This window comes from Paenibacillus sp. J31P316 (assembly GCF_056269105.1).
Genome location: NZ_JBWDNI010000019.1, coordinates 67526 through 86085, shown reverse-complemented (window position 1 = coordinate 86085; position 18560 = coordinate 67526). Strand labels below are relative to the sequence as shown.

Sequence of the window (18560 nt, the reverse complement as noted above, 5' to 3'; positions counted from 1 at the left end):
GGGCGAAGCGTGAGCAGGCATTCCAGAATTTTTCGCAATTTCTTGATCTCTTATATCGTCATCCTGATCATTCCGAGCTTGGCAGGGTATATGTCCTATCGAACGTCGATCAACGTGACGCAGTCCATCTCCATCGAGAACAGCGTGACGCAGCTTCAGAAGAGCCAGCAAATGCTGGAGCGGCGGATGGCCGAGGTCGAGGGCTTCACGAGGCAGCTCGCGCTCAATCAGGACCTGTACGTGCTGATGAACGAGAAGCAGGGCAGCGACGACGGCAACGTCTACGGGATTTGGAAAATCATGAAGGAAGTCATGGTGTTCAGCCAAACGAATGATTTTCTCAAAAATTATTATATCTACCTGCGCAATTACAACGTCGTGCTGACGCCGGGGTCCGCGTATTTCAGGCCGGAGCATTATTACGAGAATGCGCACTATTCGGATATGACGCTCAAACAATGGCAGACGGACCTGCTGGGGAAGACGCATAGCCGGGAGGTTTTGCCGCTCAAGCCCTTCGCCATGAACGGGACGCAAACTTCGGTCATCTCGTATATGCAATCGCTTCCACTCGACAGCTTCGGGGCGCAGGCGCCCGCGACGGTCGTCGTGCTGATCGACCAGAAGACGATCGCGAGCCTGCTGTCGGGGGTGAAAGACCGTTACGGCGGCTGGACGTACGTCAGCGACGCGCAAGGTCAAGCGGTCAGCATGCTCGGCATCGGCGAAGAAGAGATCAAGACGATGAACGGGGACGGCGGCTTCGACAAAGCGAAGCAGAGCCAGTTCTACCAAGACGACCTGGTCATTACGATTCGTTCGGCCTCCACCGGCTGGATCTACCGGGCGGGCATTCCGCGCAAAGCACTGATGGAGAACGCGAACGACATCAAATATATCTCGTGGTCCGTCACCGGCGGCGCGCTGCTGATCGGGCTGATCGTCGGCTGGTTCCTCTCGCTGCGCAACAGCGCGCCGATCAACCGGCTGATGGGCATCGTGCGGGAGCAATTCGGCAAGGACGCTCCGATCGGACGCAATGACTACGATTTCCTGCAGGGCAATATCTCGACGATCATCACGAGCAACCGGGAGCTCGAGCAGGAGCTGAACCGGCAGCTGCCCCTCATTCGCGATGCGTTCCTGAAACGGCTGACCGCGGGCGAGTTCCAGACGCGGGAGGAAATCCAGGCCGCCGAGGCGCAAGCGGACACCGGCCTGACGCTGAACGAAGGCGTCGTCGGCATTTTGCACGTTCACGGCTACACCGGGCTCGACGCGGTCGAAACGGTCGAAATCTTGAACGAGCTCAGCGCCGCGCGGCTGCTCCTGAAGCAAAGCCTGCGCGACATCAATGGCCGGATTCTGACGACGGATCTGGGCTCCGACCGGGTCGTGGCGATATTCCCGTCGTGCGAGGACGGGGAGACGGCCATAGAGCGGTCGGAGGTGCAGGCGCTGCTGGAGCCGTTCGCCGCTTCGATGTTCAGCGAGTACAAAATCACCGTCACCGGCGCGTTCGGCGATCCGTTCGCGTCCGGCATGGAAGTGAGCCGCTCGTACGAGCAGGCGAAAGAGACGATGGGCTACGCCGATTATATTATGCAGCGGAAGGGCTTTCTCTGGTATGCGGACATCCGCCAGGAGAGCACGACGTATTATTATCCGCTCGACATGGAGCTGCGGCTCATCAGCACGATCCGCGCCGGCGAAGAAGAAGAAGCGAAGCGCATCGTGCAGTCGGTCCTGCAGCAAAATACGGAAGACCGCGAGCTGTCCCCGGAAATGGCGAACCAGCTGATCGGCGAGCTCAAGGGAACGCTCTTGAAGCTGCTCGACCAGAAGGCGTTCGCGGAGTCCGAGCAGTTCGAGGACGCGAAGGACCGGATCATGGACATTCAATTGACCGGGTCGCTCGATCTGATTCGCACCGGATTGAACGGCATCATCGAAACCATGTGCGAGATGATCACCAGCAAGAAGAACGATCTGCACATCCGCACGGTCGAAGGCATCAAGCAGTTTATCGCCGAGCGGTATTCGGACGCCGAGCTGACGCTCTACCGGATTGCGGAGCAAGCGGAACGGCCGGAGAAATACATCTCGCAATTGTTCAAAGAAGTGACGGGCACGAACCTGTCCGACCATCTCGAGAAGGTCCGCATGGACCGCGCCGCGGAATTGCTCAAGGAAAAATCGCTCACCGTCGACGAAATCGCGGTACAGGTCGGTTACAACAGCTCCCACTCGTTCCGGCGAGCCTTCAAACGCGTCATGGGCGTAGCCCCAAGTTCGTATAGACAGTCGTTCGATTAAAGGTTTCGAAAGGTTCCGCCAAGGAACCAAGGCAGCGAAGCTGCCAAAGGTTTAACCCGCGAAGCGGAAAGTTCCGCCAAGGAACAAGGCAGCGAAGCTGCCAAAGGTGTTTGAGACCGCGAAGCGGAAAGTTCCGCCAAGGAACAAGGCAGCGCAGCTGCCGATATCTATTCGCTCAGCAACATGAGCGCATCTCAAAAAAGGACGAAGTCCCAGGTAACCCGGGAGCGCCAAAAAGGGAAGTCTGTCCCGCAAGGGACATCGCGCCACCCGCAGTACCCAGGCAGGAGCGCCTCTGTACCCCAAACGTTCCCCAGGACGAAGTCAATCCGGTAACCCGGGAGCGCCGAAAGTAAAGTCTGTCCCGCAAGGGACATCGAGCCCAACGCCGCACCCAAGGCAGGAGCGCCTCTGCACCTCGAACGTTCCCCCATCCAGGTGTCCAGAGGGTGGAACCCTTGGAATCCCCCTTTTCAAGGGGGACTTAGGGGGATGGCATTAAATCATTGAAAGGAGCCCAAACGCATGAAGCTGCGCTTACTCGCCTTATTCCTTCTGATCGGCACGCTGCTGAGCGCATGCTCATCGTCGTCGCCCGAAGAACCTCCGGAACAGTCGCCTCCGGTAGCGGGCGCGATTCCGATCACCATCTTCGCGCAGCAGGACGTCGGCCAAAATCTGCCGACGAACGCGTTCTCGACGTACCTCGAGGGAACCTACGGCGTGGACTTCCGCTGGCAGACGATTCCCTACGACGGAGCCAGGGAGAAACGGCAAATATCGCTCGCAAGCGGCAGTTATGCCGATACGTATATTTTGACGGCGTACATCGACCAATTCTCGAAGGCGGAGGTGCTGCGCTACGGCAAACAGGGGATTTTCCTGCCGTTGAACGATTTGATCGACAAGTATGCGCCGCACATCAAAGCCGCCTTCGCGGAGAATGCCGCGCTTCGGGAACTGAATACCGCGCCGGACGGCAACATCTACGGGCTCGTCAGCTATGCGGACTGCTTCCACTGTTCCTATCCGAACAAAATGTGGCTGAACGGGAAGTGGCTGGACAAGCTGGGACTCGCGATGCCGAAGACGACGGCGGATTTCAAACGGGTGCTCGAAGCGTTCAAGACGCAGGATCCGAACGGCAACGGCGCAGCGGACGAAATTCCCCTCAGCGGGTCGACCGAGGATTTTGGCGTGCACATCGTGCCGTACCTGATGAACGGGTTCATCTATGACGACGACCGCGACTATCTGATGCTCCAGGGCGGCCGGGTCGACTCGGCGGCGAACAAGCCGGAGTGGAAGGAAGGCTTGGCTTACATCAAGTCGCTCTACGACGAAGGGCTCATCGACCCCGGCGCCTTCACGCAGAACGCGGAAGCATACAAGAAGCTCGGCGAAAACGCCGGGGAGGAAGTTCTCGGAGCGGGAGCGGCGATGCATCCGGATATTTTCGTCGAGGGGGCCGCGACCGGCAACCGTTCGCGCGATTACGAGCCGGTTCCGCCGTTGACCGGTCCGCATGCGTCGTATGCCACGCATGACGAAGGCGGCATCGTGCCGGGAGCCAAGTTCGTCATCACGAACAAAGCGACGCCGGAAGCGCAGATTGCGCTTATCAAGATAATCGATTACATCTATACGCCGGACGGGCAAATTCACGCCGAATCCGGCGAAGAAGGCGTCGGCTGGCGCAAGCCGAAGCCGGGCGAGCAAGCGCTGGGCAAGGGCGTCGCGCCCAAATTCGCCGGCGTGGACGCGAAGCCGGGCCAGCAGCCGAACAATTCCGGCTGGGTCGGAACGGGACATTTCTACATGCCCAAGTCGTACCGGGACAGCTGGGTGCAGGGTACCGATATGTACGCCGCGGACGGATACGAACGCCGGCTGCAGGCGGCGACGCAGCTGTACGCGGGCAAGGAACCGAAGGAGCTCTTCCCGGCTTGGGATGTCTGGGTAAGCGATGCCGACGCGCAGCGGGCGAGCGTATTGGAGACGAACCTCAAGAATTACATCGATCAGAACACGCTGCAATTCGTCACCGGCGCCAAAAGCTTGTCGGTCGATTGGGCCAGCTACGTCCAAGGTCTGGACGACATGGGACTGCAAACGTATCTGTCGATCATGCAGCATGGGTATGACGTGTACCTGCAGCAGCGCAGCCGATAGAACGGGCGGAATAGGAGCGATCTTGAACGCCGAACAGGCGAATGATCGCGGCCGGCAACCCCGATCCGTGCATGCCCTCAATCAAGTTCCAGGACAAGAACCTCTACCGCTTCGGCGGTGGAGGTTCTTTTTGTGCCCCAAAATGAAAGCCCTTACCGTACCTTTCATGAAAAGGGCTGAAAATGGCCGCAATACGGGCAAATGTCCCCCTGAAAACGGAGCAACTGTACGCTCGAAACCCCAAATGTACCTGTTCCGGCAGCCGCCCGGAAGGCTATTATCGGTCATGTGGAAAGCGCTATCATGCATCATTGGCAACGACCTGGGAGGGATTGTTTTGAACGTTGAAATCGCAGTAGACCAACCGGCGAAGGCGCCGGCCAAACGGACGAAGCGAAGCCTATCCGGCATGGCGGCGAGGAGCTTCAAGAAACATTGGCAGCTCTATCTACTCGTCACGCCGCCGCTGTTGTACTTCTTTATCTTTAAGTATTACCCGATGCTGAACGCGGTCCTGGCTTTCAAGGACTACAACGTCATTAAGGGCATCTGGGGCAGCCCATGGGTCGGCATGAAGAACTTCAAGCTGTTCTTCAATAATCCGATCTTCTGGGATCTCATCAAGAACACGGTGTATTTAAGCGGTTACTTGCTGCTGGCGGGTTTTCCGATCCCGATATTGCTCGCGCTTATGCTGAACGAGGTACGGGGCAACAAGTTCAAACGGCTGGTGCAGCTCGTGACGTTCGCGCCGTATTTTATCTCCACGGTCGTCATGGTATCGATCATCATGCTGTTCCTGGCGCCGCGGCTCGGCTTCGTCAACGTCCTGCTGAATCACCTGGGATTGGATTCGATCAACTTCCTCGGGGAGCCGGGCATGTTCCGTTCCATCTACGTCTGGTCGGACATCTGGCAGACGGCTGGGTATTCCGCGGTCATCTATTTGGCGGCGCTCGCGGGCATCGACCCGACCTTGTACGAGGCGGCGAAGGTGGACGGCGCGTCCCGGTTTCAGAAGATATGGAACGTCGACCTGCCGGGTCTGCTTCCGACCATCGTCATCGTGCTCATCCTGAACGTGGGCAATATCATGGCGATCGGCTTCGAGAAGGTGTACCTGCTGCAAAATCCGCTGAACCTCGTCAACTCGAACATTATCTCGACCTATGTGTACAGCATCGGCCTCTTGAATGCCAATTACAGCTTCGCGACGGCGGTCGGCCTGTTCAATTCCGTCATTAATCTCGTGCTGCTCGTGATGGTCAACAGCTTGGCCAAACGGTTTTCGAACAACAGTCTCTGGTAGAAGGAGCATGAAACGCATGACAACGATGAATCAAAAAATCAGGGAATCGGCAGGCGACCGCGTATTCATGTACGGGATTTATATCATCCTGACGCTCGTGCTGCTCGCCGTCATCTACCCGCTCATCTATATTCTGAGCAGCTCCATCAGCAGTCCGGCGGCCGTTACGTCCGGCAGAGTGTGGCTGTGGCCGGTGGACATCTCGTTCAAAGGGTTCAAAACCTTGTTCAATACGCCTCAAATTATGACGGGTTACGGAAATTCGCTGTTCTACACGGCGATGGGCACGTTTATCAGCGTGGCGCTCACCGTGATGATCGCTTACCCGCTGTCCCGCAAGACGTTTTTCGGACGGAGCCCGATCATGATGATCATCACCTTCACGATGATTTTCAGCGGCGGCTTGATCCCGACGTATATGGTCGTCAAGAGTCTGCATCTGATCGACACTCGCTGGGCGCTGCTCATTCCGAACGCCATCTGGGTGTGGCAGATCATTATCGCAAGATCGTTCTTCCAGTCCTCCATCCCGGAGGAGTTGATCGAGGCGAGCGAGATCGACGGCTGCAGCGACCTGCGCTTCATGCGAAGCGTCGTCATCCCGCTGTCGAAGCCGATTCTGGCAGTGCTCGTGCTTATGTACGCCGTCGGCCAATGGAACGCCTACTTCGACGCGTTGATTTATCTGAAGTCGGCGAAGCTGTTCCCGCTGCAACTCGTGCTGCGAAGCATCATTATCCAGAACAACAGCACCGGCATCATGGACGCGATGAAGCAAGTCGAGCGCCAACAGCTGTCCGAGCTGCTCAAATACGCGCTGATCGTGGTCGCCACGCTGCCGGTATTGATGATCTACCCGTTCGTGCAGCGTTACTTCGTGCAAGGGATGCTGGTCGGATCGGTCAAGGGCTGATCGTCATTAGTTGATCGCCAGTTGATCGCCGCGAGGCGGGGCCTTGCGAATCTTGAAAGGGGAGATAGGTATGTAGTGTGGGGGTTAGCACGCGCAATCATCCAAACAAACAAAAGGGAGCGATCAAGTTGAAAAAGAGAATCGGAAGCGCAGTAGCCATCCTTGCCGCCTGCAGCATGATCCTGGCAGCTTGCGGAAGCAACGACTCGAACAATAACGCGGGGAACGCGGACAGTACGAACGCGAACGGCGGCAATACGACCCAAGCGGCTGACAACGGCGGCAACGCGCCGGCCAATGCCGAACCGACCCAAGTCAAAATCTTCTCCATTCAAGAAACGAACATCGACCTGCCGACGAACAAGTTTACGACGTTCGTTGAAGATAAATTCAACATGAAGATCAACTGGGAGATGAACCCGACGGACGGCGCGAAGGAAAAACGCCAAATCTCCCTCGCGAGCGGCGACTATCCGGACGCGTACATGCTTCCGGCGTACATCGACCAATTCTCCCAAGCGGACGTGCTGAAGTACGGCAAACAGGGCGTGCTGCTGCCGCTGAACGACCTGATCGACCAATACGCGCCGAACATCAAGAGTGCGTTGGAAACCGATCCGGATTTGAAGGGCTTCAGCACGGCGCCGGATGGCAACATCTACGGCCTGGTCGCGTACGCGCAATGCTTCCACTGCTCGTACCCGAACAAAATGTGGCTGAACACGTCATGGCTCGATAAGCTCGGCCTGCAAATGCCGACGACGACCGACGAGTTCAAGAAAGTGCTGGAAGCGTTCAAAACCAAGGATCCGAACGGCAACGGCAAAGCCGACGAAGTGCCGCTCAGCGGTTCGATCGAAGATTTCGGCGTACGCGTCGTTCCGTTCCTGATGAACGGCTTCGTCTATGACGACGACCGTAACTACTTGAACCTGACGAACGGCAAAGTGGAATCCGCCGCGGTCAAGCCGGAGTGGAAAGAAGGCCTGGAATACATCAAATCGCTGTATGACGAGAAGCTGATCGATCCGGGCGCGTTCACGCAAAACGCCGAAGCGTTCAAGAAAATCGGCGAGAGCGCGGATGCGCAAATTCTCGGCGCCGGCGCGGGCATGCACCCGGCCATCTTCGTCAACATTGACCAAGGCAACAAATATTCCAAGGACTACAATCCGGTAGCGCCGCTCCAAGGACCGCATGCTCAGTATGCGACGCATGACGCAGGCGGCGTAGCGCCGGGCGCGAAATTCGTCATCACGAACAAAGCGAGCAAAGAAGCCCAAATCGCGCTCATCAAGCTGGTTGATTACATGTTCACGCCGGAAGGCCAAACGAACGGCGCATCGGGCATGGAAGGCATCGATTGGGAGAAACCGGGCGCGGACGACGTTGCTCTCGGCGAAGGCGTACAGGCGCAGTTCAAACCGATCCCGGCCAAAGAAGGCGAAGCTCCGCACAACGCGGGCTGGAGCGGCGTAGCCCACTTCTACATGCCGAAAGCCTACCGGGACAGCTTCGTGCAGGCGACGGATATCTATGATCCGACAGGCTATGAGCGCCGCCTGTACAACGCGACGCTGCTGTACCAAGGCAAAGAACCGAAAGAGCTGTTCCCGGCTTGGTCCGTGTGGATCGATCCAACCGAAATGGACGAAGCGAGCATGCTGCAAACGAACATCAAGAACTACATCGAGCAGAACGAGCTTCAATTCATCACGGGCAACAAAGACCTGAACAAGGATTGGGATTCGTACGTGAAGGGCTTGAAAGACCTGAAGCTGGACCGTTACCTCGAAATCCTGCAAAAAGCATACGACGCATCTACGCAAAAGTAAGCGAATGAGCGCGCGGGGCGTTCTGGCAAGCCAGGACGCCCTTTCGCTTGCTCGCGGAACCGTACGAGCAGAACCGGCATGATAGGAGGAATTCATTAGTGATTGCTTGGAAACAAGCGCAAGCCCACGCCATTCGGCATGATCGTCCGGCGGCGACGTTCTTCGAGGGCGCGCTCCTCGGCAACGGCGGTCTCGGCGCGGTCGTCACGACCCGTCCCGACGCGATCGTCATCCATTTCGGCCACAACGACGTATGGGATATCCGCATCGCGGAGAACAACAAGGAACGGATCGGCGATTTTGAAACCATTTTCGCGCGGCTGAAGGATATTCCGGCGCATTACGCGTCGCTCAAGGAAGACGAATGGTACCGTGAATACGTGGAGATGGCTGCCGAAAACTACGATTTTCCGTATCCGCGCCCGATGCCGTGCGGCTCGCTGCTGCTCGGATTCGACCGGCGCGAGGTCGAGGTGCTCGGCCATACGCTGCACGTGCATAACGGCCAATGCGAGATCCGGCTGCTGATCGATGGAAGTCCCGCAACGCTGCGCGTCTTCATGGAGCAGGGGCGGGACGTGCTGTGGGCGGCATTCGATCGGACGGTAGTCCAGCAAGACGAAGGAGACGGTGGAGGAAGCGGCAAGAATTGGACGGCGGAATCGGTATTTAACCGGATAAAGCTTATTCCCGATCCCGAGACGCCGCGCGATATTCCGGTACCGCAGCCGTATCTGGATGCGGCCGGCGGACGATTATCGTTTCGGCAGACGCTGCCTTACGCGAATGGCGAGGCGGCGGAAGAGCGTATCCGCGACCGGGCTTTCCGGTTGTCGGCGAGCCTCGGCGAAGGAGCGGTCCTTCGAGGGTCTGCGGACGGCTGGGAAGGAACGCTTGAGGCGAAGGCGGCGGATTTCGTTCTTCGCGTGCAAGTGGACGAGGGGTTGGATTCCGAAGTACCGACGGTTGCGCATCCGATCGTAGAAGCGGCGCATCCGGCCACGTTCGAGGCGGCATATCGGGAGGCCGAAGCCAGCTGGCAGGCATATTGGTCGAGATCCGGCGTGATGCTGGACGATGCGGTTCTGGAGCAGGTCTGGTATCGCAATCTCTATTTTTACAATTGTTCCGTAAGCGCTTCCCATACTTGCCCGGGGCTGTTCGCCAACTGGAGCTACGGCAAGATCGGCTCGGAATGGCATGGCGATTACCATATGAATTACAACACCCAGCAGCCGTTCTGGCTGGCGTTCTCGAGCAATCATGTCGAGAAGCATCTCGCCTACGTCGGCATGGTCGACCTGATCCTGCCGGTCAGCCGAAAGTGGGCGAAAGAGTATTACGGCCTGCGCGGCGCGTATTATCCGCATTCCGCCTATCCGGTGGAGATGACGATGATGCCGTATCCCGTTCCGCATTGGGGCTGGGAAATTTGCGAGACGCCGTGGACGGTGCAGAGCTTGTGGTGGCATTACCTCTACACGATGGACAAGGCGTTCCTGGAGGAGCGGGCTTTCGTGCCGATGCGCGAAGCGGTCCTGTTCATGGTCGATTACATGAAGCGGCCGGAAGCGAGCGGCGAATCGTGGGGCGACGACCGGTACCATATCTTCCCGACCGTCGTGCCGGAGCTGTACGAGCTGACGCCGGGCTTTGCGAAGAACCGCGACTGCATCGTCGATTTGACGCTGACGAAGTTCCTGTTCCGCGCCTTCAAGGAGGCGTGCGCGGCATTGGATCGCAGCGAAGCCGAGGCCGAACTGCTGGCGGAAGCGGCCGAAGTACTGGCGCATTTCCCGGATTACCCGACGGCGGAATCCCGGCGCGGTACCGTCTTCGTGTCCATGCCGGGCGAAGACCCGGAGGTCGTTTACAACGTGCCGAACGGCATCGCGACGATTTTTCCCGGGGAAGATCATGGGCTGCACTCTCCGGCCGACGAATATGCGATCGCGGTCAATTCGTACCGCAACCATCGCAATGAAGGCGGCAACGAGCTGGTGTTCTATGCCATGGCCGGCGCGCGGCTCGGGCAGCTGGACCTCGAGCGCTTCAAGCGGCAGATCGCCTACTGCATGCTGCCGAACGGCACGTGCACGGACAAGCTGCTCGAGAGCGGCGGGCGGTACTCGGATACGACGGCTTTCGATTACATGGGGCCGATGGGCGTCTGGTTCGAGAACTTTGCGCTGCCCGCGGTCATCAATGAATGCCTGCTCCAGAGTTACAACGGCGTGCTCCGGTTGTTCCCGAACTGGCCGGCGGGCAAAGCCGCGTCCTTCTCGACGCTGCGCGCGGTCGGCGGCTTCCTGGTAAGCGCCGAGACGACCGCGGAAGGGCTGCGATGGATCGAGATTTACAGCGAGGCAGGCACGGAGCTTCGCGTCTATAATCCGTGGGGAACGGATGTCGCGTGCATCACGGCATCCGGCGAGCAAATCAGGAGCGGCGGCATCATCGAGCTGCCGACTACGCAAGGCGAACGCATTCGCATGAAGCAAGCGCATTAAACAATCCCTGTGAAGGAGATGTTTACATGATTCGCACTTACCATCGCAGCACGGCCAAACTCAACCTTTTCAAAAAGATCGGCACGGGGCTTCTGCTGACCGCGGTCGCCGTCGCCCAATTCGGCTTCGTTCCGGCCAAGCACGTCGCCGAGGCGGCGGATAACGGGTTGGCGCTCAAGCCCTACATGGGCTGGAGCAGCTACAGCCTGCAAGTCTACGACGGCCCGTCCGGCAACTGGGTCTCGGCCGCGAAGCTCAAGCAGCAGTCCGACGCCATGCACGAGAAGCTGCAGTCGCACGGGTACGACTATATCAACATCGATGCCGGCTGGAACGGCGACATGGACCAGTACGGCCGGCCGATTCCGAGCACGACGCAATATCCGGACGGATTGCAGGACGTCATCGATTACATTCACCATAACGGGCAGAAGGTCGGGATCTATATGATTCCGAGCCTCTCGCCGCAGGCGTACAAAGACAATCTCGAAATCTTCGGCACGGACGGCAAATGCCATATGAAGGATATCGCGCTGCCGGATCGCAAGGGCGATTATTGGGGCCTCGGCTACAAGATCGATTTCGAATCCCCGGGATCCAAGGACTGCGCCCAGGCGTACGTCGATTCCGTCGTGGATCTGATCGCTTCGTGGGGCATCGATTTCGTGAAGTTCGACAGCGTGACGCCGGGCTCCGGCCACAACGACACGTCCATCGATGCGCGCCTCGACGTTGCGGCTTGGTCCAAGGCGCTGTCGAGGCATCACATCTGGTTCGAGCTGTCTTGGGCGCTCGACCATAACTACGCCGACTACTGGAAGAAGTACGCGAACGGCTGGCGGGTCGACTGGGACGTCGAGTCGTACGATCCGAAGATCGGCATGACGCAGTGGGCCAACATCGCGCGCCTGTTCCCGGACGCGGCGCTGTGGTGGCGCGATGCCGGGCCGGGCGGCTGGAACGATTTCGACTCGCTCAACGTCGGCAACGGCTCGATGGACGGCTTGACGAAGGACGAACGGCAGAGCGCGATGACGCTGTGGGCGATGTCCTCGGCGCAGCTGTATACGGGCGACGATCTGACGAAGCTGGACAGCTACGGCTTGTCGCTGCTGACCAACGATGAAGTCATCGCGGTCAACCAAGCCGGCCATCCGGCGCATCCGTTGTCGACGGCCACGACGAATCAAGTCTGGTACGCGAACAACGGCGACGGGACGTATACGGTGGCGTTGTTCAATCTGGGCACGAAGGACGCCGACGTCAGCGTCAATTGGAGCGACATCGGCTTAGGCGGCGGCGCGACCGTGCGCGATCTGTGGAGCCATACGGATCTCGGTTCGTTCGCGAAGGGTTATACCGCGACGGAGCTCGCATCGCATGCCTCCCGCTTGTTCAAGGTGACGGCGAACGGCGGCGCTTCCTCCGGCGTCAACGACGATGACACGGGCATGAAGTACACCGGCGATTGGACGCGCAACGGCGGCAAAGAAGTAGCGCCGAGCTCGCAGGATCTCGAGATTTCGGTCGAAGACTCTACGGTTCAAGGCTTGACCGTAAATGGAAACGGCAGCGAAGAGAATGGCGGAGCGGGCGACAATGGCGAGGAGAACGGCCATGAGAACGGACAAGAGAACGGACAAGAGAACAGCCAAGAGAACGGAAAAGAGAACGGACATGAGAGCATTGTGCCGGACAGCTCGAATCCGGAAGCGGTGCTTGCGCAGGCTGGCCACACCGTGACGATCAACGACGACGATCCGGGAATTGCCTATACGGGCGACTGGCATCACAGCTACGATCGTCCGCTCGAAGATTGGAATCATGACGTGCATTTCGCGCAGGCTGACGGCTCGCAGCTGACGTATTCGTTCACGGGAACCGGCATCGAATACGTGACGGAGAAGGAAAACGGGCAGGGCAGCATCGATTTCTATATCGACGATGCTTTCCAACAGACGGTGGATACGCATAAACCAGATCCGCGCGAAGTGCAGCAGACGGTCTACAGCGCGACTGGACTGACAGCCGGCCCGCATACGCTTAAGGCCGTTAAGCACACCGTTACGCAGAATGATTACATGCTGATCGACGCGTTGAAAGTCACAGCCGACACGCTGCTCGGCACGACGAGCGCCACGTTCGACAACGCGGCTCCCGCCGACGTGACGACGACGCTGGCATTCGGTGCGAAATCGTTCGCGGGCATTAAGAACGGCGCGGCGACGCTCGTGAAGGATACGGACTATACCGTAAACGGCAATACGGTCGCGATCAAGGCAGCCTACTTGGCGCAGCAGCCGCAAGGCGCCGCGAATCTGAGCTTCGCTTTCGCGGGCGGAGACAGCCAGACGCTCGCGGTGACGATTACCGGCCATGCGGTGCGCAACAGCACGATTAGTCCGAGCGCTGCGGCGTTCGACCTGAAGATTACGAAGCAGGCGAACGTCACGACGACGCTGACGTTGAACGATAATACGCTGAGCGGCGTCGCGAATGGCGCAGCGCCGCTGACCGAGGGCACCGATTACGCGGTGAGCGGTAATGTGCTGACGATCAAGAAGTCTTACCTGGCTAAGCAAGCGGCCGGCTCCCTGCCCCTGACGCTGACGTTCAGCGCGGGACAGCCGCAAACGTTGACGATCGCGATCACCGATACGACTTCCGAGGGTCGTTACGCGAATATCAACAATGACGATCCGTCCATTCACTACGACGGCTCTTGGAATCGCAGCTCGGGCCGGGGCATGGGCGATTACATGGACGACGTGCAGTTTGCCGAGAAGAACGGCGAATCGTTCTCGTATACCTTCCGCGGCACGGGCATCAAGGTGATCACGGAGATGGACGAATCGCAAGGAGAAATGGACGTCTTCGTGGACGGCGTGCTCAAAGGCACGGTCGACACGCATCATGACGGGCGTCTCGCGCAGCAAACCGTTTATGAAATCAACGGCTTATCCAACGGCCAGCACACGATTAAGGCCGTTAAGAAATCCGGCAGCTACATGCTGCTCGATATGTTGAAGGTTCGCATTCCGGATCTGATCGGCCCGACCACGGCCGCATTCGACAAGAATCCGGCCGCGCAGGCGGACCTGACCGTCACGCTGCTTGAGAACGTCGGCAGCTTCAAAGGGATCGCGAACGGATCAAGCTCGCTGACGAAAGATACGGATTATACGATCGACGGCGACAAGGTCACGATCAAGAAATCCTACCTGTCCACGCTGGCGGCATCCGGTGTCGCGAAGCTGACGTTCAATTTTGACGGCGACTTCTGGCAGGATGTCCATACGACGGCGACCAACGGGGATTATTATACGTATACGTTCCGCGGCACGGGCATCGAAGTGCTGTCTCCGAAGGGGCCATCCCAAGGCGACGTAGAAATCTTCGTGGACGGCGAGTCGAAAGGCACAGTTAGCGCATCAGGCACCGATCGGACCGTCGGACAGCGTCTGTACGGCATTGACGGTCTCGCCAGCGGCCAGCATACGATTAAGGTCGTGAAGAAATCGGGCGCCGAAATGTACGCCGATCGGTTGAATTTTATCGTGGCGAGCGGCAATGCATCGACGGGTTCGGGCATTTCTTATCCGCCGGTCACGGGCGGCACGGAAGTCATTAAAGGCGAAGTGAACGGCAGCAATGGATCGGACGGCGTGCTGCAGCTCGACATTACGCGGACGACCGCGAACGACGGCACGAAGTCGGACAGCGTGACGTTCGGTGCCGATGCGGCGAAGGACGCTATCGCGAAGCTGAAAGCAGCCGGAGCGAAGGCGGCGACGATCGTCGTACCGGACGAGAAGGGCGTGACGTCGGCGACGACCGTGACGATTCCGAAGGCTTCGAGCCAGGCGCTTGCCGGCAGCGGCCTCGACTTGGGTATCGAGACCGCGAACGGCGGAATCGTGATTCCAAATGCTTCCTTGTCGGGTTATGATGGAGAAGCGACGTTTACGTTTAAGCCCGTTAAGGATGCGACGGCGAAAGGTCAGCTCGAAGAGCGCGCGAGCGGAGCGGCGGTCGTGAAGCTTGCGACGGGCGGCAGCGAGGCGTCGATCATCGGCCAGCCGGTGTCGATCGAGACGAACTTCCAAGGCCGCGCGGTGGACGTCATCGTGCCGGTCGATGCGGCGCTGCTCGCAGGTTTGGAGCCTGGACAGCTCGGCGTGTATATCGAACATAGCGACGGCACCGCGGAATACAAGCCGGGCACGATCGTGGAATGGCAGGGCGGCAAAGGCTTGCGGTTCACGGTCGATAAATTCAGCACGTTCGCGGTCGTGAAGCATGACGCGGCCTCGGGCGGCAGCCATGCGGCGTACATGAGCGGCTTCGAAGGCGGCCTGTTCATGCCGGCGAACAACCTCACCCGCGCCGAAATGGCAACGATTCTGTCGCGGATCATCACGCGGGACGGCACGGGCGAAGCCATCGGCTACCGCGACGTGAAGCCGGGCCATTGGGCGGCCGATGCGATCGCGAAGGTCACGAAGCTCGGCTTGATGCGGGGTTTCGGGGACGGCCTGTTCAAGCCGGATCAAGCGATTACGCGCGCCGAGATGGCGAGCCTGGCAGCGGCGATCGCGACGAGCGAAGCCAAAGTCGGCGTCGGGTTCACGGATACGCGCGGCAATTGGGCGGAGGCGGCCATCGCGAAGGTGCAGGGCGCGGGCATTATCCGCGGATACGCGGACGGCACGTTCCGGCCGGGCCATGCGGTCACGCGCGCCGAAGCGGCCGCGATCCTCAATCGCACGCTTGGCCGTGGTCCGCTCCACGGCGACGTCAAGCTGCCGTGGACGGACGTGAAGAGCGGGTACTGGGCATACAGTGATATCGCGGAAGCTTCGGTAAGCCATCAGTTCGAAGCAAGAGCCGAAGGCGGCGAGCAATTCGTTCCCGCGAAGTAAGGGCATGAAGTAGGTTAATGATAGAAGACGGCGCCGCAATTGGCGGCGTCCGGAATACGGCAAGCCCTTTCGAGCTATTCGAAAGGGCTTGTTCATACGAGAGGACGTGAGGACATGCTGCATGCAAGACATATCCGAATACGGGAAGGCTTGCCGCGGTTTGCCGCCAAGCTGCTTCGCGGCGAAGCGCTGACGGTAGCCTATCTGGGCGGATCGATTACGGAAGGAGCCGGCGCATCCCTGCAGGACGAGACGAGCTGGCGGGCATTGAACGGGAAGTATCTGAGCGAACGCTGCGCGGATTGCCGCTTTACGTTCGTCAATGCCGGGGTCGGCGGCACGAATTCGACGTTCGGCGCGCATCGTCTGCAGGCGCACGCGCTCAGCCAAGGCGCGGTCGATCTGCTGTTCGTCGAGTTCAGCGTCAACGACGGCGAGGACAGAGGGGAGTCGGTCCGGGGCATGGAAGGCATCGTGCGTCAGACCCGCCGCGTGTCGCCGGAGACGGAGCTGTGTTTCGTCTATACGGCAGCGGACAAGAACCTCGAGGGCGAGCTCCCGTTCAACATCGCGGTGCACGAAGAGGTGGCCGAGCATTACGGCATCGCATCCGTTAATTTTGCGGGCGGCGTACAGGATCTGATCCGCGAGGGCGGCGTGACGTGGGCCGAGCTGGCGCCGGACCGCGTCCATCCGAACGACCAAGGACATGCGCTGTACGCCTCGTATGTCGAACAGTTCGTGGAGCAGGCCGTGGCGGCGGTCGCCGATGCGGTGGAGGATGACGAGACAAGCACGAGCCCGGTTCCGTCCGAAATCCCGAACGCTTCCGTGGTGCCCGCATCGCTCCTATCGCTTGACGCGCCGGCAGACGAGCTGCCGCGCCCGCTCGATGGAGGCAATTACGAGTTCGCGGCGATGACGGACATCGGTCATGACGTCGTCTCGGACGGCTTCGTGCCGGCCAGGCTCGGCGCGGACGATCCGATGATGAATTGGCGCTTTGCCACCGACCATCTGGTTGCCGAAGGCAGTCGCGGGGAGAGCCTGTCATTCGCGCTCGAAGGACGTCGTCTCGGGATTCTCCTGCTGCACGGCCCGGACAGCGGCGTGCTCGAATATTCGTTGGACGGGGGCGAGAGCTTCGCGCCGGTCGACGTCTTCGACGAGTGGTGCCTGCTGGCCTACCGGCCGATTCTGGTTTCGTTCCCGCCGCAGTCCGAACGCAAGGTTCAACGGGTCATCGTCCGCTGCGCGGGCACGAAGGACGAGCGAAGCAAGGGTACGGGCATTCGGATCATGAAGCTGCTCAGCTCGTAACCGAATTCATGTGGAACCAGAGGGGCTGCCCGGAAGACAGCTTTCTTATCGGCCTGACCCGACCGTTTACGGTCGGGTTTTTGTTGTAACAGATGGTTTGATCTAGGATCCCCTTTGCTTGACAACTGTATGCCGGTTTCCAGCGAACGGGCTTCTGCCACCGCGCGCGCCTTACCCGTGCTCGCGTAGTCTTGGGCAACTGTAGTAGAATGGGGTCAACGCAAAATTACAGGATGAAGAGGTGCCACGCATGGCAATCAGTTTCACGCGCTCCATCATTGCTCGTCTAGAGAAGGAGATCGCCGATCTTCAGGCGCTCGTGCTCGAACAGACCAAGAAACGCGAACAAGCGTCGGCCAAAATAAAACAGCTCCAACGCGATCAGAAATTAAGTCAATCGGTCAACGATTTGAACGGCAAGCTTGCGCGGGAGACGAAGCTGAAGAAGGGAATCGACGAGATTAACGGCTTGCTCGCCCAATCCTCCAAACAGCTGGCGGAGAAGAAGGCGCAGCTGGCGCAGCATCGACAGAAGGTCGTGGAATAATCATCCGGAACAGACTTGGAGGCCGACGCGATGAACGATAACAAGACGGAGCATAATCTTCGCGCGATTACGCTGGGCATGGGATGCTACTGGAGTCCGGAGGCGTTGTTCGGCGCGATGCCGGGCGTTATCAGGACGCATGTCGGCTTTGCCGGGGGCACTTCCTACGAACCGACCTATCGAGACATGGGGGACCATTCCGAGACGGTCGAGCTGCTTTACGATCCTGCTTTGGTCTCTCGCGATGAGTTGTTAGAGACGTTCTGGAGCAACCATAAGCCCGTGAATATCAATGGTTATAAGGATCGGCAATATCAGTCGCTCTTGCTTTATCGCGATGAAGAACAAGAGCGGGCATTCAAGAGGATCAAGAGCCGGATAGAGGGGGAGAAGGGGAGCCTCGATACGGAGCTGGCGCCGTTCCGGACCTTCTATCCCGCGGAATCCAGACATCAGAAGTATTATCTGAAACGATTCCCCGACGCCGTCGCGAAGCTGAGCACGATCTATCCATCCGAGGAAGCGCTGGAGAACGCGACCCTGGCTGCTCGCCTGAACGGGGTGGCGAAGGGCTTCTTGAGCTTGGAACGTCTGCAGCTCGAAATGAAACAATGGCCGTTAAGCGCTAGCGAGCTGGCCGAGATGCTTGCCCTCCTCAGGGAAATTCGCTGGTAACGAAATAAAAGACGCCGCCGGCCACTAACGTGGGGGGACGT

10 protein-coding genes are annotated in these 18560 nt (G+C 59.1%); all 10 read left to right on the top strand.

Annotated features, from left to right (window positions below; genetic code table 11):
* Nucleotides 1-9: 9 nt before the first annotated feature.
* The 10 genes from AC0YNU_RS29290 (at nucleotide 10) to AC0YNU_RS29245 (ending at nucleotide 18519) form a co-directional block, all read left to right on the top strand.
* Nucleotides 10-2316, top strand: a complete 2307-nt coding sequence (locus tag AC0YNU_RS29290; RefSeq protein ID WP_475762952.1) for a helix-turn-helix domain-containing protein — start codon at nucleotides 10-12, stop codon at nucleotides 2314-2316.
* A 525-nt stretch (nucleotides 2317-2841) separates the two neighbouring features.
* Nucleotides 2842-4488 carry an extracellular solute-binding protein gene (locus AC0YNU_RS29285; protein WP_475762950.1) on the top strand — a complete coding sequence of 549 codons (1647 nt, stop codon included), beginning with the start codon at nucleotides 2842-2844 and terminating at the stop codon, nucleotides 4486-4488.
* A 409-nt stretch (nucleotides 4489-4897) separates the two neighbouring features.
* The gene (locus AC0YNU_RS29280; RefSeq protein WP_475763002.1) at nucleotides 4898-5797 is read left to right on the top strand and encodes an ABC transporter permease; all 900 of its coding nucleotides are present in this window, start codon (nucleotides 4898-4900) and stop codon (nucleotides 5795-5797) included.
* A 16-nt stretch (nucleotides 5798-5813) separates the two neighbouring features.
* Nucleotides 5814-6710, top strand: a complete 897-nt coding sequence (locus AC0YNU_RS29275) for a carbohydrate ABC transporter permease (RefSeq protein WP_475762948.1) — start codon at nucleotides 5814-5816, stop codon at nucleotides 6708-6710.
* A gap of 128 nt (nucleotides 6711-6838) precedes the next feature.
* Nucleotides 6839-8545 carry a type 2 periplasmic-binding domain-containing protein gene (locus AC0YNU_RS29270; RefSeq protein ID WP_475762946.1) on the top strand — a complete coding sequence of 569 codons (1707 nt, stop codon included), beginning with the start codon at nucleotides 6839-6841 and terminating at the stop codon, nucleotides 8543-8545.
* A gap of 98 nt (nucleotides 8546-8643) precedes the next feature.
* Nucleotides 8644-11055, top strand: coding sequence for a glycosyl hydrolase family 95 catalytic domain-containing protein (locus AC0YNU_RS29265; protein ID WP_475762944.1), 2412 nt, complete (start codon nucleotides 8644-8646; stop codon nucleotides 11053-11055).
* Nucleotides 11056-11081: 26 nt separating this feature from the next.
* The gene (locus AC0YNU_RS29260) at nucleotides 11082-15977 is read left to right on the top strand and encodes a X2-like carbohydrate binding domain-containing protein (RefSeq protein WP_475762943.1); all 4896 of its coding nucleotides are present in this window, start codon (nucleotides 11082-11084) and stop codon (nucleotides 15975-15977) included.
* A 114-nt stretch (nucleotides 15978-16091) separates the two neighbouring features.
* Nucleotides 16092-17297: an SGNH/GDSL hydrolase family protein gene (locus AC0YNU_RS29255; RefSeq protein WP_475762941.1), complete on the top strand. Its 1206-nt coding sequence runs from the start codon at nucleotides 16092-16094 to the stop codon at nucleotides 17295-17297.
* 250 nt (nucleotides 17298-17547) lie between these two features.
* Nucleotides 17548-17844, top strand: a complete 297-nt coding sequence (locus AC0YNU_RS29250; RefSeq protein ID WP_475762938.1) for a hypothetical protein — start codon at nucleotides 17548-17550, stop codon at nucleotides 17842-17844.
* A gap of 30 nt (nucleotides 17845-17874) precedes the next feature.
* Entirely contained in the window at nucleotides 17875-18519 is a 645-nt protein-coding gene (locus AC0YNU_RS29245) for a peptide-methionine (S)-S-oxide reductase MsrA (RefSeq protein ID WP_475762937.1), read from the top strand.
* Nucleotides 18520-18560 lie beyond the last annotated feature (41 nt).

Coding starts and splice junctions, on each gene's coding strand:
- AC0YNU_RS29285 (WP_475762950.1), top strand. CDS start 2,842: ATGAAGCTGCGCTTACTCGCCTTATTCCTTCTGATCGGCACGCTGCTG.
- AC0YNU_RS29280 (WP_475763002.1), top strand. CDS start 4,898: ATGGCGGCGAGGAGCTTCAAGAAACATTGGCAGCTCTATCTACTCGTC.
- AC0YNU_RS29275 (WP_475762948.1), top strand. CDS start 5,814: ATGACAACGATGAATCAAAAAATCAGGGAATCGGCAGGCGACCGCGTA.
- AC0YNU_RS29260 (WP_475762943.1), top strand. CDS start 11,082: ATGATTCGCACTTACCATCGCAGCACGGCCAAACTCAACCTTTTCAAA.
- AC0YNU_RS29255 (WP_475762941.1), top strand. CDS start 16,092: ATGCTGCATGCAAGACATATCCGAATACGGGAAGGCTTGCCGCGGTTT.
- AC0YNU_RS29250 (WP_475762938.1), top strand. CDS start 17,548: ATGGCAATCAGTTTCACGCGCTCCATCATTGCTCGTCTAGAGAAGGAG.
- AC0YNU_RS29245 (WP_475762937.1), top strand. CDS start 17,875: ATGAACGATAACAAGACGGAGCATAATCTTCGCGCGATTACGCTGGGC.